11 protein-coding genes are annotated in these 15618 nt (G+C 61.3%); 6 read left to right on the forward strand and 5 right to left on the reverse strand.

The features are described 5' to 3' along the window. Positions 1–139: 139 nt before the first annotated feature. Positions 140–925 (forward strand): M48 family metalloprotease, encoded by a 786-nt coding sequence (locus tag NMA52_RS01850; protein ID WP_254825927.1) that lies wholly within the window; start codon positions 140–142, stop codon positions 923–925. A 49-nt stretch (positions 926–974) separates the two neighbouring features. Here the strand turns inward: NMA52_RS01850 and NMA52_RS01855 are convergent, their stop codons facing one another. Genes NMA52_RS01855 through NMA52_RS01865 form a run of 3 tightly spaced genes read right to left on the reverse strand, consistent with a single transcriptional unit; the run spans position 975 to position 5191 of the window. After that, positions 975–2054, reverse strand: a complete 1080-nt coding sequence (locus NMA52_RS01855; protein WP_254825928.1) for a hypothetical protein — start codon at positions 2052–2054, stop codon at positions 975–977. Then, on the reverse strand, positions 1984–4332 hold the full coding sequence (locus tag NMA52_RS01860; protein WP_254825929.1) for a pyridoxal-dependent decarboxylase: 2349 nt from the start codon (positions 4330–4332) through the stop codon (positions 1984–1986). The genes NMA52_RS01855 and NMA52_RS01860 overlap by 71 nt, the downstream gene beginning before the upstream one ends. A gap of 10 nt (positions 4333–4342) precedes the next feature. Continuing rightward, positions 4343–5191: a hypothetical protein gene (locus tag NMA52_RS01865; RefSeq protein WP_254825930.1), complete on the reverse strand. Its 849-nt coding sequence runs from the start codon at positions 5189–5191 to the stop codon at positions 4343–4345. A 177-nt stretch (positions 5192–5368) separates the two neighbouring features. Between NMA52_RS01865 and NMA52_RS01870 the strand changes: the two genes are divergently transcribed. From NMA52_RS01870 to NMA52_RS01890, 5 genes are all read left to right on the forward strand, one after another. Next, positions 5369–7423, forward strand: coding sequence for a tetratricopeptide repeat protein (locus NMA52_RS01870; RefSeq protein WP_254825931.1), 2055 nt, complete (start codon positions 5369–5371; stop codon positions 7421–7423). Then, positions 7420–8019 (forward strand): DNA-binding response regulator, encoded by a 600-nt coding sequence (locus tag NMA52_RS01875; protein WP_254825932.1) that lies wholly within the window; start codon positions 7420–7422, stop codon positions 8017–8019. Before NMA52_RS01870 ends, NMA52_RS01875 begins: the two co-directional genes overlap by 4 nt. 104 nt (positions 8020–8123) lie before the next feature. After that, positions 8124–8657, forward strand: coding sequence for a cupin domain-containing protein (locus NMA52_RS01880; protein WP_254825933.1), 534 nt, complete (start codon positions 8124–8126; stop codon positions 8655–8657). 41 nt (positions 8658–8698) lie between these two features. Continuing rightward, entirely contained in the window at positions 8699–9451 is a 753-nt protein-coding gene (locus NMA52_RS01885; RefSeq protein ID WP_254825934.1) for a DUF5602 domain-containing protein, read from the forward strand. Between the two features lie 99 nt (positions 9452–9550). Then, a complete protein-coding gene (locus NMA52_RS01890) occupies positions 9551–10471 on the forward strand; it encodes a sugar phosphate isomerase/epimerase (protein ID WP_254825935.1) in 921 nt (306 codons plus the stop codon). A 23-nt stretch (positions 10472–10494) separates the two neighbouring features. On the opposite strand, the gene NMA52_RS01895 is transcribed toward NMA52_RS01890, so the two are convergent. Together NMA52_RS01895 and uvrA are read right to left on the reverse strand one after the other, a co-directional pair. Beyond that, on the reverse strand, positions 10495–12648 hold the full coding sequence (locus NMA52_RS01895) for an ATP-binding protein (RefSeq protein ID WP_254825936.1): 2154 nt from the start codon (positions 12646–12648) through the stop codon (positions 10495–10497). Positions 12649–12706: 58 nt separating this feature from the next. Then, complete coding sequence (gene uvrA / locus NMA52_RS01900) at positions 12707–15613, reverse strand: excinuclease ABC subunit UvrA (RefSeq protein WP_254825937.1); 2907 nt, start codon at positions 15611–15613, stop codon at positions 12707–12709. Between the last annotated feature and the right edge of the window lie 5 nt (positions 15614–15618).

Here is a 15618-nt window from a genome sequence, read left to right on the forward strand (position 1 = left end):
GGCGTTTAATGTATTCGTGAGCGCTTGTGTCAACAACAATTTACGCCAATACATATATATCGCGCTCCGGGGCCGCTCACTTTATTTTTCGGCCGAACACGCCGCCCGGTTTGCCTCGTTTCAGTAGGAAACTATGTCCGTGAAATCCGCCCTTGTTCCCCTTCTTTTTCTACTCCTTTCTATCTGCACTGTCGCCTGTTCGGAAGACGGTGACTTCAACGTCTTTTCCGTACAGCAGGATCTGGAACTGGGACAGCAGACCGACCAGCAGATCCGCAGCGAGCCCCGGGAGTTCCCGATTCTTTCGGTTCAGGACTACCCCGAAGCCTACGCCTACCTACAGGGTATGGTCGACGAGATCGTCGCGGAGGGTAACGTTCCCTACGCCGACCTTTTCCCCTATAAAGTTGCCATCATCAATAAGGACGTGGAGAACGCCTTCGCTACGCCCGGCGGTTACCTGTACGTCTACACCGGTCTCGTGCAGCGCCTGGAAACCGGCGACCAGTTGGCCGGCGTGATGGCCCACGAGATCGCCCACGCCGCCGAACGTCACTCGACCAACCAGCTCACCAAACAGTACGGCATCTCCACACTACTGAGTCTGATCTCCGGGGGTGACCCCGGCCTGCTCAGTCAGATCGCCAGCGGCCTACTCACCCTGCAGTTCAGCCGCAGCGACGAGTCCGAGGCCGACGATCGCTCGGTCGACTACCTCTGCGCTACCGACTACGCCGCCAACGGGGCGGCCGGCTTCTTCGAAATGATCCAGGGCAGCGCCAACCCGCCCGCCTTCCTCAGTACCCACCCCAACCCGGACGACCGGGTAGCGGAGATCAACCAACGCGCCGCCGAGAAGAACTGCGGCACCCAGTCCGCCGAACTCGCTAAATTCCGGGAGTTTCAGCGAAATCTACCCGGGTAAGTTTGCTGTTTAGCATCCGGTTTGCTCCCGCGGCCCCGCCCCCGCCTCCTTACCGCCCGATCACCCGAAAGGGTACGTTGAATTCGGCTACCTCCCGGTAGCCGGTGGATAGCTGATCGGCTACCCGATCCAGGCGCCGGGTAACCGCGAAATCCCCCGCCGCCAACTGGTGGTATCCGGAGAGTTCCGAGGCCAGCTCAATGGCTTCCCCCGCTACGTCGATGCTCGTCGGACCGTTCTGGTATTCTTCCTGCCGGGGCGGGGCGTCGAACAGCAAATTGCCGTCGTCGTCGATGAGGGGCGGCCCGGCCAGCGCATCGTCCAGATCGGCATAGTCGAGTTGGGCGACCTTATCGCAGGAACGGACGGAAAAGATCACCATCTCCGTCGAATCCAGCGCCCCCTTAAACGGCAGGGCCGAACCCGTGAAGTCGGTAGGGGACAAATCCGCGAGCTCCCGGGCGGCCCGCAGGGCCAGGCGCGCGGACACCCGGGCCGGCTGATCGTCATCCCACCCGTACTTCTCCCGCAGTTCGACCGGGACGAAACCGGACGGCCACACGCCGATCACCGCATCCCCGACGGTATTGAGGACCAGCCCCAGGTGCTTCTGAATGACGGCGGCCGTCGTGCACTGAAAATCCGACAGGAGACGACTGTAACGGTAGAGGTCCACGTCCGGGTGGTTACGGATCCGGCGGGAGTGCTTGACGTCAACGACCATGATCGGGAGTTCCAGCGTTACCTGTCCCGGACAAATGCGTAAAAAGAGGTCGCAGGTGTTGCAGTAGAATTTGTTCCGCCGGTTACGGGTGATGACGATGGGTCCGAAATTCGGATCGTCGTAGCGGGAGCCGAAGGGAAGCTTACAGAGTACGCAGGCGTCGGCGGGCCTGCTGCGCTGCTCCGCCCGGGCATTTCCCGCGGCGTGCTTATCCATGACGACCTGGCGGATCGCCATACTCGGAAACTTGCCGGGCAGGGGTCCGAGGCCGACTTCCCGCAGGGCCATTTCCGGTCCGGCGTAGGCAAACAGGACTTCCCAGGCGTGGTTAAAGTCAAGCAATTCCTGGAGCGATGCCGTCTGCGTCCGCTGAAATTTTGTGGCGTGACCGATCAGGGGTTGCATGGTTCGAGGATTTTGGTGGGTGATTATTGGGATCATACAGTTCCCGGGCCACTTCCTCGGCGGCCCGTGACAGGTGACCGATCACTTCGGGGACCATGTTGCGCGTACCGTTGTCCGTATCGGACAGAAAGGGATTCATGATCGTGGTGATGAGGAAATTCATGGCCAACTGACTGTCCTGGCGTACGCCCAGTTGCGTGCGCAGGTAGCGGATGGGGGCTTCGGAGTGCTCGGCGTCCAGGGTGGAGCTGGTCACGTAGAGCTCCGGAACGGGGTCACCGATCCTCTGGACGCTCAGTTTTTCGAAAATGGCGTTGTTGAAGGTATTCGTCTCCTTTGGGTCCGTATTCGCCCCGCCCGGTAGGATGGGGTTGAGGGCGTAAGTGATGATGTTCAGGTCCGGTCCGGTGCGGCGGAAGATTTTCATTTCCTCCGGATGCTTACCGAGCCGGTCCCAGAGTTCAGCATTAGAGAGCCCCGCCCAACTCCGGACTACGGCCAGTTCATCCGCGGTGAGATCGGTGAGCACCGCTACGGTGAAGTGGTCGGATTTGAGGGCAACCAATTCCGCGAAGGCCAACTTCGCGTTGAAATTACAGCGACCCAGGATGCGGCCGTAGCCGCCCTGATCGAGCGACATGATCTTGTGGCTGAAGTGTACGCCGGCCGCGGCGGCCCCCGGCTTGGATCCCTCGACTCCGAATACCCCGACCGTCGGGGCTTTCCCATCGTGGTAGACGACGGGGGCGGTGATCTGGATCATCTCCGGCATCCGACGGTCCCGGTACAGCAAACCGCCGGCCGGGTAGGGCGCGAAACCGGACTTATGGGGATCGATGGTAATCGTATCGGCGTCCCGCAGCCGGAGGAGCTGTCGTTCCGTGTATTCGTTCAGACCGGTTTCCACGGTATGCACGAAGTGGCGGTTGGAGCCAGCGCCCTGAGCAAGCTGGGCCCGGGCAACCAGCGCGGCAAGCTGATCGCCCGTCACGCCAGTGCTCACGACGGTGCTCCGGTGAGTGTTCAACTGCCGGTCACCCGCGGAACCCTGCTCCGGTTTGTGGAGCAGGGAGGCGAAGTACCCCCCCCAGGCGCCGTCGGCGTGCACGAAAAAATCCGTGCCCTCCCCGCGCAATTCGTCCCGGAGATTCAGGACCGCGGTGAGGTCGTCGACGGCACTTTCCTCCGTCGTTCCCATGATGGCGACTACGGTCAGGACCGGTACGCGCGCCGCCGAAAATTCGCGGATGCACGCGCTGAGGTGTTCGGTATCCACGCGGGCGTTGCGTTGCACTTTCACCCGATGGAAGGCACCGCCCCCGAGTCCGAGCAGGGTGGCGGCCTTGAGCAAAGAGTAGTGAGCGGTAGCCGCGCCGACGATCTTCATGCCGGCCACGGCCCGCCGGAACGCGCCTCCCGCCTCCAGGAGATCGTCCAGCTGGTCGGCGAAGGCGGTCATGCCTAAATACTGCACGGTGTAGCGGTCGATCCGCTGCAGAAAGTCCTTGTTGAGCATAAGCTGCTTGGCTTCCTCGGTGAGCTGGTCGGGCAGGTTAAGAATAACGTCGGCGGAGAGGTTCAGGAGTTCCCACCAGTCGCAGTCGACGAGGCGCTTGGGCTTCCGGTCCGGCCCGGTCGGTACCACTTCGATGCCGTCCAGGCACCCCAGGTCCGAGTCCAGCCGGAGGGCGGCGTAGAGGGCTGCGGGGTACAGTTTGGTGTTACGCGCCGACCATAAGGCTTCAATGTTCGCGATGCTGCCCCCGCAGGTGATGTGCCCCCAGGGGGTACGCTTTTTGCTCGACCGGTAACCGACCATTTTGCAGAGCTCAGCGGCCACTTCTATTTCCAGGGCGGTGGTGACGGGGCTGGCCTCCGCGGCTACGTTGTTTTGGTTGTAGAGCAGGGCGGCAAAATAGCCGGCCAGGGCGGGCAGCGTTTGGTCCCACAGCATGTGCCCCTGGTAGCGATAGCTGCTGAAGGGCACGCTGTGTTCCTCCAGTTGTTCGATCAGGTGTTGATAATTCTGGTGGATGAATTCGCTTTCCTTCCGGTAATCCTCCGTGCCGGGGTCCGCCCAGGCGGGGTCCTCGGGGTAGATGGTCCGCCGCCCGTCCACGGACTCCTGCAGGGCCCGTTCGAGCAGGGATAGGAGTAGGGTACGACTTTCCCCCCGGGGCCCCAGAAACCAGGCGCCGAGTTCTTGCATTCCCTCGCCCTGGGGTTCCGACATGATCTTGCGGAGATCCTGAATCTTGGTTTGAATGAGTGTGCTCACGGTGGTGGATTTAGTCGATTTGAGTACTGTCCGGACAGGCCTGATTTTCCCAGTAGTTGAGGATCTTGGTGGAATACCACCAGTTGCGCGCTACGTGGATCTCGAGTTTAGGAATCTGGTTCTGTGGGTGCCCCTTCACGTCGTGGAACTCGGTAAAGCCGAAATACAGCACCTCGTGGACCGAATCGTCAGCGAAGGGGCAGGCGCAGTTCGGAGTTTTCGGGTCGACGGGCAGGCCCGGTACGGACAGATTGACCGTCGCTACGAGCTGGTCTTCGGTGATCCAGTCGGGGGCCGTGGCTAGCGACGCCAGGTGATCGTAGTCCGGTTGCCAGCGCACGGAGTGCAGGATATGGGCCTCCTTCCCCCGGCCGAACAGGATGTACTCCTCGAACCGGCGGGACACCTCGTTGCGGTTGAGGTGCCGGTAGTGTACCGTTCGCACGATGGTCACCTCTACGTCGCTCAACCAGGGGGTGATGTTATGCATCTCCCCCCAGGGAGGCTGAGGCAGCGAATCCGGCGGGTTACTGTCCGGAATACTGGTCCATACGTCGGCCCGGAAGGAAGTCACGCGGCCGGCGACCACGGACGGCAGGGTGAATTCACCGCCCTCCCGGTTGCCGAAATAGTGGGCATGGTCGGTGGACTTCCGGTCCGCCAGGATCACCTTCTTCTTGTCGGGGGGGATTTCCACTTCCAGGATGAACTCGTAGCAGTGGGGTTCCATGTGCGTCATGATTTGGTGGCACAGGAAAAGGGTCTGTTCGCCCACCAGCGCGAAGGCGTGCTGCTGGGGCACGTTCTTGATGGTCTGTTTGCCCTTCATTACGGGGTGTGGTGCGCTCATGAATCCCATAGCAGAAAATGTTTGTGTATTAAAGTACCGGAAAAGTGGCGGATGTGCAGGTTTAAACATTAAAATTATCTAGCTAGCACTAGGTGTGAATGGCTTTCCCAAATCGTTTATACCCGATTCCGCATTCGGTAACCTGGATACCTGCCAAGTTTGCCCGATCCCCTAACTTTAGGCAGGATGTCCTCGCTCCGCTTACGCACGCCCCTACTCACCAGCCTGACCGGTAACTTCCGGTGGGTATTGCTCCTTGTGGTAATCTTCAGCACCCGCGCGCCCGCCCAGGAGCTTCCCCCCGATACCGCCCGCCTGCGCCAGACGCTGGAAGCGGCGGACACCCTTTTCACCCTGCAGCCCCGTCAGGCCCTCCACCTGCTGGCCGGGGTCGAAGACCTGCTGCCCCACGGCACGATCAGGCAACGGGTAGACTGGCTCCACTACCACGGCGCCGCCTATCAGCGACTGGGGATGATGGACTCCGTAGCCCACTTTCACCGCCGCGTTCTGGCCACGATTACGCCGGAGGAAGACGAGCGGGCCTACGCCCGTGCCCTCGCGAACCTCGGTACCGCTCACCGCGCCCGGGGCGAACTCGACAGCGCCGCCCACTGCTACGCACGGGCCCTGACGGTTTTTGACGTGGGCACCGACAGCTTTCCCCGCGGCACGGTACGCAATAGTCTGGGGCTTATCCACTACGCCCGGGGCGACTACCGCGCCGCCATGCAGGTCTACCTCGAAGCCCTGAACCTGTTCGAGGGACTCGGGCACGCCGGAGCGGTCGCTATCGTGAACAACAATCTCGGACAGGTCTACCACGCTCAGCGCGACTACGGCAAGGCCATCGGTCACTACGGCGCCTACCTGAAGGCGAGTCGTGACGGCGGCAACCCCCGCGGCGAAGCCACCGCCCTCAACAACATCGGCGTAGCCTACCTCGACCGCAACGAACCCGATTCCGCGGAAACCTACCTGCTGCGGAGCCTCGCCGTAAAGGATTCCATCGGACTCGACGCGGAGATCGCCACCACCCTGAATAATCTGGGAAAGATCGCCCACGCCCGACAAGCGTACGCCGCTGCGCTGAATTATCACCGGCGCGGACTCGCACTGGCCCGTGCCCACGATAACCCCAGCGACGCCGCCTACTGCCGCATCGGACTCGGTCGCGCTCACCGGGCTCTCGGACAACTCTCCGACGCCCGCACGCACTACCGCCGGGCACTGGAACTGTCGGACGACATGGGCAACCCCCAGATCGCCTACGAGGCCCACCACGGTCTCTACGAGAGCTACGCCGCCGCCGATCCGGCCAAAGCACTGCCCCATCTGGAAGCGGCCTTCGCGCTCCGCGACAGCCTGCTCAACGCCGAAAACGTCGAAGCCCTCACGACCCTGCGCCTCGAAAATGACTTCCGCCAGCGGGAACTGCTGAACGAGCAGCGAATGGCCAACCTGGAACTCCGCCAGGAACTTTCCGCCGCCCGCCTCGCCAACCAGCGCCGGGTGATCCTGGCTCTCCTGGCGGGACTCGCCCTACTGTCCCTACTGGGATACCTGCTCTGGCGGCAGCGCAACCGCATTCGCGACCAGCACCGGGTGATCCGGCAGGCCCTCCGCGAAAAGGATACGCTGCTCCGCGAGATTCACCACCGCGTGAAGAATAACCTGCAGGTCATTTCCTCCCTGCTGGGTATTCAGTCGCGCCACGTCCGCGACCGTGCGGCTCGCGATGCCCTGAACGAAGGCAGGAGCCGGGTGCAGACCATGGCGCTCATCCACCAAAATCTCTACGGACGGGACAACCTGAGGGGCATCGACATCCGTGACTACTTCGGCAAACTGCTGCAGAACCTGCTGGCCACCTACCGGGTGTCCCCCGGCCGCATCGAGGTGGTCGCCGACATCGAACCGCTGGTGCTCGACGTAGATACGCTGATTCCCCTCGGCCTGATCCTGAACGAACTCATGTCCAACGCCCTGAAGTACGCCTTTCCCGCCGGGGAGAGCGGCCGCATTACGGTCAGCATCCGGGAGGGGGAAGGGGGGCTGCACGTCGTAGTCGAGGACGACGGCGTCGGTATGGCGGACCCCGCCACCTTGATGACGTCCGACAGCTACGGTTACGAACTCATCACCGCGCTGATCGACAAGCTTGAGGGCGAACTGAGCGTACACGGCCGCTCGGGTACCACCGTCGACATCGTACTCAAGGAATATACCCTCGCCGCATGAGCCTCGCCGCCCTCCGCGTCCTGATCGTCGAGGATGACCCGATCATCCGGACCGACCTACGGTCGCTGCTCACTAGTCACGACATTGCGGTCGTCGGCGCGGCCAAAAACTCCGTTCAGGCCTACGACCTGCTGCGTTCCGCCGAACCCAATTTCGCGATTCTGGACATCAACCTCGGGCCGGGCCCCGGCGGGCTGGAGATTGCCGAGGTACTGCGCGAACGCTACCGCCTGCCCTACATCTTCCTTACGTCCTACGCCGATCCCGCTACGCTGGAGGCGGCCGTGGAGCAGGGGCCCTACGGTTACCTCGTCAAGCCCTTCCAGGACGATACGGTACTCTCCACCCTGACCGTCGCCTGGAGCAACTACCAGCGGCTGCGGCAGACCCGGGGCATCGACCTGAGCAGCTGCCCCGAACCCCTGACCGAGCAGGAACAGCGCATCGCCCGCCTACTCATCGAAGGCCTGTCGTACCGGGCCATCAGCGAGCGGCTCTTCATCAGCCAGAACACCCTCAAGTACCACGTCAAGCACCTGTACGCGAAGTTCGGCGTAGCGGGAAGGGCCGAACTCGTAGCCCGTATTTACCGCTAGACTACCCATTTGGGTGGGGCGCGGCGCGCGGGAGCGGCCCAAATTTGGTGAAAGCAGTGAAGCCTGGCTTCCTGCCCGATCACTTCACCAAATATCCGCATAGTATGAAACGCATTGCCTTTCTCCGAACCACCCTGGCCGCCGGCGCGGCAACGGCCCTCCGACCCCTCTCCGCCCGCCCGGCCCCCCCGGGCGACCCCGTGCTCGAGCCCCGCATCGTGCGCAGCGACGAGGGCCAACGGGTCAACGTCCTGGGCGACCGCATGACCTTCAAACTCACCGGCGAGGATACGGCGGGCCGGGTCACGGTGATCGAGGAAACGAACGATCCCGGCGTCATGATCCCTCCGCACGTACACGACAACGAAGACGAGATATTCCGGGTACTCGAGGGCGAACTGGAAGTCACCGTCGGTGGGGAGACCACCGTACTGCGCGCGGGCGATACGGCCTTCGGACCGCGGGGGGTAGCCCACAGCTGGAAGACCGTCGGCACCGGCACCACCCGCGTCATCCTGACGGCCTTCCCGTCGGGGATCGAAACCATGTTCGAGGAGATCGGCGGGCTGCCCGCCGGCCCGCCGGACATGCCCACCGTGTTCGGCATCTGCGAGCGCTACGGCATCCGGTTCGTCTGACACGTGTGGGTACTCCCGTTCACTTTCTAAATCGTATGGCTATGAAAACCCAGAGTAGTTTGTTCGTTCTCTTTATCCTGCTGCTGTCGGCCTGTAAGGAAGACGCGGCCGTACGGACCCTCTTCACCGGCCCGGAGATCACGCTCGGCAACGGGCGGGCGTGGATGGCGGTCCGCACCGACCCCGCGGGTCAACCCCTGAGTCTGGCGGTCGAATTCGATGCCGCCGCCCTCGAAGGTCTTCCCACGGGTCAATTCCCGCCCCCGTCCTACGTGCTGCGACTACCCGACGGGGTCGATCTGCCCCCTTACGATCACGTCACCCTGGACTGGAACGAGCACGGGCACGAACCCATGCACGTTTACGACAAGCCCCACTTTGACGTACACTTCTACTTCATGTCGGAAGCGGAGCGCGACCGGATCGGTCCGGACGATTCCCTGGCCTTCAACCAACCGCTTCCGGCCGCCAACTTACCCGTGGACTACCTGGAAACCCCCGGCGGGGTCCCCGGCATGGGAGCTCACGTGGTTGACCTCCGGTCTCCCGAGATCAGCGGCGAGGGCAGCTTCACCCATACCTTCATTTACGGCAAGTACGCGGGGCACCTCAACTTCCTGGAGCCCATGGTCACTACGGAATTTTTGCGCAGCAAACCCGACGTAACGGCCGAGGTGCGGCATCCGCAGGCGTGGCAGGAAGCCGGCTATTACCCCACGAAGTACCGGATCTCTCACGATGCGGCCACCGACCGTTACGCGATCACGCTGCAGGGTTTCGTGCGCGCCAACTGAGGAATCACATTTTACCAGGGGTGTAGAAGGCCGGTCGGGTAAAGAATCGTCCGCGAACTTTTCTTTACATTGACCGGCCTATCACTACACCAACTGCATATGATCAACTCTAGACGAACCTTCCTACGCGTGGCCGGTGGACTTTCCGCTTCCGCCGCACTGCTTCCCCTCTGGGCCTGTGGCGACGGCGGCGGCGACCATGCAAGCACGGAAACCACCCCTCCGGAAAGCGAGGAAAGGGCCGGCGGCGGCGATCTGGGCGCTTTCGGCATTCAGTTATACACCCTGCGGGACATGATGCCCGGCGACCCCCGGGGCACCCTAAAACAAATCGCCGACATGGGGTACAAGCAGATCGAAGGCTACGAGGGGGCGCAGGGTATGTTCTGGGGTATGGAGCCGCAGGAGTTCAAAGACTACCTCGATGAGCTGGGCCTTACCATGGTGTCTACCCACTGCAACATCAACGAAAACTTCGCGGAAAAGGCGCAACAGGCCGCCTCCATCGGCGTCGAATACCTGATCTGCCCCTACATCGGAGCCCAGGACGGAAAGGCGGGCTGGGACGCCGTGATCGAAAAGTTTAACGAATGCGGGCGGATCTGCGCCGAGCACGGCATCCGCTTCGCCTACCACAATCATGCCTACACCTTTGAGGAAGTGGACGGCATCGTGCCCCAGGCTTACCTGATGGATAACACCGACGATACCGTCGACTACGAAATGGACATCTACTGGGTAGTGACCGGCGGCGCGGACCCCGTCAAGTGGCTCAACGACTATCCGGGCAAGTGGCGGCTGTGCCACGTCAAGGACCGGAAGAAGGGTGCCGGCCCCGACGAGCACGAGGCATCCGTGGACCTCGGTAAGGGGTCCATCGACTTCCCCCGGATACTCGCCGTAGCCGAGGAGCAGGGCATGGAGTACTACATCCTGGAGCAGGAAGATTACGAAAATTCCACCCCCGTAAAGAGCGCGGCGGCCGGAGCCAGGTACCTGGCCGACTTTACCTTCGCCTAGGAGTGACGGCGTAGGAATTCGCTTTACTGATCCGGACAGGTATAGAAGTAGAAACGGGTGCCTACGCCGACCTCGCTCTCGATCCAGATATCTCCTTCGTGGAAGTTGACGATGCGCTTGACCAGGGCCAGCCCGATGCCGGTGCCCTGGAACTCATCGGCGTTCGGGGAGCGGGTGAATAGGTCGAAGACGCGCCCGTACTGGTCCTCCGGAATGCCGATGCCGTTGTCGGCAACGAAAAAGACAGGGCATCCGTTCCGGTACTGACCCGTAAAGCCAACCTCGATTCGGGGGGCTTCCCTTTGCGAGCTGTACTTGATCGCATTGGAAATCAAGTTGGTGAATACGGTGATGAGATGGTTGCGGTCACCGGTGATGGGGGGCATGTCCGGCTGCACGGTACACGTGAACTTTCGCTGTTCGGAGGTGGTACGGTCGGCCAGGACGCGCTCCACGAGCTGTGCTACGGAAAGCTCATTGATGATGATGTTGGCCCGGTCGATCCGGCTGAGCGCCAGCAGGTCCGACATGAATACCCGCATCCGCTCCGCGTTATCCTGAATGACCTTCAGGTGAGATTTTCCCGTCGTACCCAGGACATCCCCGAAGTCTTCCTCGAGGATATCGGCGAAACTGGAGATCCCCCGCAGGGGCGCCCGCAGATCATGGCCTACCGTGTAACTGAACACCTCCAGGTCCTCGTACGCCTGGCGGAGCAATTCGTTGCGCTTGCGGGCAACGGTGTAGCGTTTCATGACCACGTCCTGGATGAATGCCTGGATAGCCTGGGCCGTACCGATATCGTCCTGTGACCAGGGGAGGGAATAGCCATGCAGCGTCTGGTCGCTAAGCTGAAACCGGCGCGCACCGGGATTACGCTCATCGTCGGTACTGCCGTAGGTGACCGTCTGGATCATTTGGGGTTTAAACCAAATGATCCACTGGTTGGCTTCTACGTCGAGGGGTAGGAACAAGAGTCCCGCCGAGATTTCGGCGCAGTCCTGGGCGGGGGGGCAAAGGTGGGCAAGGTGATCGGTGGACCAGACGGATTCTCCCCCCGTAGTCTGCTTCAACCACTTCATGATCGCATTGATCTGCTCTTCGTGGGGGGTGACGCCGTGCAGCGTCAGTACCTCGTCGGAACAGATGGCGGCCCCGTGGGTACCATCGAGTAGGTCCAGTAAGGTGGTTTCACCGCTCGTCAGGCCGGAAGCCAGGTTGTCCGAATTAACGATCGTGTCCTGCAGCTGGTCCCGCAGCCGGTTGGCCGACTGCCGCAGCCGCAGCGCCCGCGAATAGATATGGTAGGCAATCTTTTGTTGGACGACCCGGCCGACAACCCGTAGAAAAGCGCGCATTTGGTAGTCGAGGTAGAGCGGCTCTACGGCGTGAAGGTAAACCGATCCCCACAGCTTTCCGTCGACGATCAGGGAGAGATAGGCTACGGTGCGCAAACCGTTGTCGCGCAGGTACTGGACGTAGTGCACGTTGGGCTCCCGGGCGGCGATGAGCCGGCGGATGATCTCCCGTGCTCCGGGACCGTAGCTCCCGGTCAGGCCGGGTAGGTCGCGACGATCGTCGACGAAGTTATGCACCGTATCCACGACTTGGTTATACCTGGACGCGGCGGGCACGTCGCTCGAGGTAAACATGATATTCAGCAGAGAGGGAAGATCGTTGAGCTTTCGTTCGTGGGTGATTCGGCCGTTGTACCCCTGATCGAACTGCATAACGATCGCTCGGTCATACCCCAGGTGGTAGGTAAGACCGTCAGTAAGGTGCTGCAGCAGGGTGTCGATCGTCGGTGAACTTTCCAGTTCGGTAGTAAAGTCGTTGAGTCGGGCGGAGTAGTCTCCGGTATGGGGCCAAAACCGGCGGGGTTCCACCTCAATGACCAGTTCTTTGGCAAAAGCGTACACGATGGCCTGATATTCGTTGTTAGGCCACTTCTCCAGATCCTTGAGCACGAAGACCCCCGGTGCGTCTTCCCGTACCGTATCTCGCAATTCCGCGACGGTGTCCGCGTGAAACAGTTTATTCAGGGGTTTCCCCAGTAAGCAATCGGACGCTACACCGCAGAACTCCGCGGCGTGATCGCTGGCCGCGGTAATTGTTAGATCACCCCGCTCAACAACTAGGACGAGGGCATACGACTGAACTTCGAGGGCAGTTTTCAAGGAGACGCTAAAAATTTCCGTGAAACTAACCGTTTACACCTGTTCGCCGTACCCAGAATTAAAATTGGTTTCCTAGTTCCGCCCGCAGAAAGCGACCGGTATGGCTTTGTGTCACCTTGGCGACGTCTTCCGGGGTGCCTGTAGCGACCACTTCCCCGCCGCCCCGGCCCCCTTCCGGACCCATGTCGATTATGTAGTCGGCAACCTTGATCACGTCCATCGTGTGCTCGATCACGATCACGGTGTTGCCCTTGTCTACCAGTTTCTGCAGGACCTTGAGTAGGTATTTGATATCCTCGAAGTGCAGTCCCGTAGTGGGCTCGTCCAGGATGTAGACCGTCTGTCCGGTATCCCGCTTACTTAATTCCTCGGCCAGTTTTACGCGCTGGGCCTCGCCGCCGGACAGGGTAGTGGCCCGCTGACCCAGGGTGATGTAGCCCAGGCCCACGTCCTTTAGCGTCTTCAGCCGCCGGTAGATCTTCGGGATGGGCTGAAAGAAATCCGCCGCCTCGGCCACGCTCATGTTCAGAACATCGGTGATCGATTTGCCCTTATACAGGATCTCCAGCGTCTCCCGGTTGAAGCGCATACCCTGGCAGTTTTCGCACTCGACCTCGACGTCGGGCAGGAAGTTCATTTCGATCGTCCGCATTCCGCTGCCCTTACACACCTCGCAGCGGCCGCCCTTGACGTTAAAGCTGAAGCGGCCCGGCTTGTACCCCCGGATCATCGCTTCCGGCAGCTTGGTGAACAACTGGCGGATATCGGTAAACACCCCGGTATAGGTCGCCGGGTTCGAGCGGGGCGTGCGACCGATGGGCGACTGGTCGATGTCGATCACCTTGTCGATGTGCTGCAGGCCGTACACCCGTCCGTGCTCCAGGGGCTTCTTGACGCTGTTGTAAAAGTGCTGCCGCAGAATGGGGTAGAGGGTCTCGTTGATGAGGGTCGATTTTCCGCTACCCGATACGCCGGTCACGCAAGTGAGAGTGCCGAGGGGAATTTTAATGTCGACGCCCTTCAGGTTGTTTCCGCCGGCCCCCTTCAGGGTGAGAAATTTACCGCTGCCCTTCCGCCGCTTCTCGGGCAGTTCGATCCGCTTGCGGCCGGAGAGATAGTCGCTGGTGATACTCCCGGCGTTTTTCTCCTGCAAAAAATCCGCCGGCTTGCCCGCCGTGACCACGTAGCCGCCGTTCACGCCGGCCCCCGGCCCCAGGTCCAGGAGGTAATCGCTCGCCATCATGATGTCCTTATCGTGCTCGACCACCAGGACCGAATTGCCGATGTCGGTCAGGTCGCGTAGGGCCGCGATCAGTCGCTGGTTGTCGCGCTGGTGTAAGCCGATGCTGGGCTCGTCGAGGATGTAAGTGATGCCGGTGAGCTGGCTGCCGATCTGGGTCGCCAACCGGATGCGCTGGGCCTCCCCACCGGAAAGGGTACGGCCGGGGCGGTCGAGACTCAGGTAACCGAGACCTACGTGCAGCAAAAATTGCAGGCGGAAGCGAATCTCCTTGAGGATGTCGGTGGCGATCAGCGTCGTACGCTCGTCCATGCCCTCCTCGGCCGTTTCCATCCAGACGCCGAGCTCCCCCAGGTCCATACGGGCCAGTTCGCTAATGGTCTTGTTCTTGATCTTAAAGTGTCGTGCTTCGGTACGTAGCCGGTCGCCGTCGCAGGTAGGACAGGTGTCGATGGTCATGAACTCCTCGGCCCAGCTCCGGATGCGCTCGCTGGTGGTCTCTTCGTACCAGCGCACGATCATATTGACCAGACCGTTCTGCTCCACGTCCCAGACCATATCGTGGGCGCTCTTATCGTACTTGCTCTTCTTCTTCCTGCCGCTGCTCTTACGCCCGTAGAGAATGACGTTCAGGGCTTCGGGGTCGATCCGTTCGATGGGGTCGCTAAGCTTAAACTTCTCGGCCTTGGCGATGGCCTTGATCTGCTTAAAGGTGGTGTTGTCGCGGGTATCCCCCAGCGGGGCCAGTCCGCCCTTATTGATGCTCACCGAACGGTCGGGGATGATCTTGGTGATGTCCGGGCTGTTCACCTGCCCGAGCCCCTTACACGTGGGGCAGTAGCCGTAGGGGGAGTTAAAACTAAAGGTGTTGGGGCTGGGCTCCTCGTAGCTGATGCCGTTTTCGGCGTCCATCAGATTCTTGGAGTAGGGGGCGGTCTCCCCGGTTTCGGCATCCTGAATGAAGACCAGCCCTTCCCCCATTTTCAGGGAAGTGGCTACGGCCTGCCGGAGCCGGTCGAGCCGCTCGGGACCCATCTTGATGCGGTCCACCACGAGTTCGATGTCGTGCACCTTGTAGCGGCTCACCTGCATACCTTCGCTCAGATCTTCGATCTGCCCGTCGACGCGCACCTTCGTGTATCCCTGTTTCCTGACCTGGTCGAACAGTTCCCGGTAGTGCCCCTTACGGCCGCGGACCAGGGGCGACAGCACCACGATCTTGCGCCCGTCGTAAGATTCGGCGATCTGGTCCAGCATCTGCTCTTCGGTATACCGCAGCATGGGCTTTCCGCTTACGTGGCTGTAGGCAGTGCCGGCCCGGGCAAAGAGCAGGCGCAGGAAATCGTAGATCTCCGTAACCGTGCCTACGGTCGACCGCGGGCTCCGGTTGGTGGTCTTCTGCTCGATGGAGATGACCGGACTCAGGCCGGTGATCTGCTCCACGTCGGGGCGCTCCATCGTTCCCATAAACTGACGGGCGTAGCTGCTGAAGGTTTCCATGTACCGCCGCTGCCCTTCGGCGTAGATCGTGTCGAAGGCCAGGCTTGACTTTCCGCTGCCGCTGAGGCCAGTAATGACGACCAGTTCGTTGCGGGGCAGTTCGACGTCGATGCTCTTCAGGTTATGTTCCTTCGCTCCGATCACGCTGATGAAGCGTTCGGTATGCGGGATTTGGGGGGCTTCTTTGGGCGGGGACGCGGGAGCGGTAGTCGTTGGGGAAAGCATAGACC

It is taken from the genome of Lewinella sp. JB7, from assembly GCF_024297185.1.
Classification (GTDB): Bacteria; Bacteroidota; Bacteroidia; order Chitinophagales; family Saprospiraceae; genus Neolewinella.

Excerpts from the sequence above, each read along its gene's own strand:
- NMA52_RS01880 (WP_254825933.1), top strand. The coding sequence starts at position 8,124 with ATGAAACGCATTGCCTTTCTCCGAACCACCCTGGCCGCCGGCGCGGCA.
- NMA52_RS01885 (WP_254825934.1), top strand. The coding sequence starts at position 8,699 with ATGAAAACCCAGAGTAGTTTGTTCGTTCTCTTTATCCTGCTGCTGTCG.
- NMA52_RS01870 (WP_254825931.1), top strand. The coding sequence starts at position 5,369 with ATGTCCTCGCTCCGCTTACGCACGCCCCTACTCACCAGCCTGACCGGT.
- uvrA (WP_254825937.1), bottom strand. The coding sequence starts at position 15,613 with ATGCTTTCCCCAACGACTACCGCTCCCGCGTCCCCGCCCAAAGAAGCC.
- NMA52_RS01855 (WP_254825928.1), bottom strand. The coding sequence starts at position 2,054 with ATGCAACCCCTGATCGGTCACGCCACAAAATTTCAGCGGACGCAGACG.
- NMA52_RS01890 (WP_254825935.1), top strand. The coding sequence starts at position 9,551 with ATGATCAACTCTAGACGAACCTTCCTACGCGTGGCCGGTGGACTTTCC.
- NMA52_RS01875 (WP_254825932.1), top strand. The coding sequence starts at position 7,420 with ATGAGCCTCGCCGCCCTCCGCGTCCTGATCGTCGAGGATGACCCGATC.
- NMA52_RS01865 (WP_254825930.1), bottom strand. The coding sequence starts at position 5,191 with ATGGGATTCATGAGCGCACCACACCCCGTAATGAAGGGCAAACAGACC.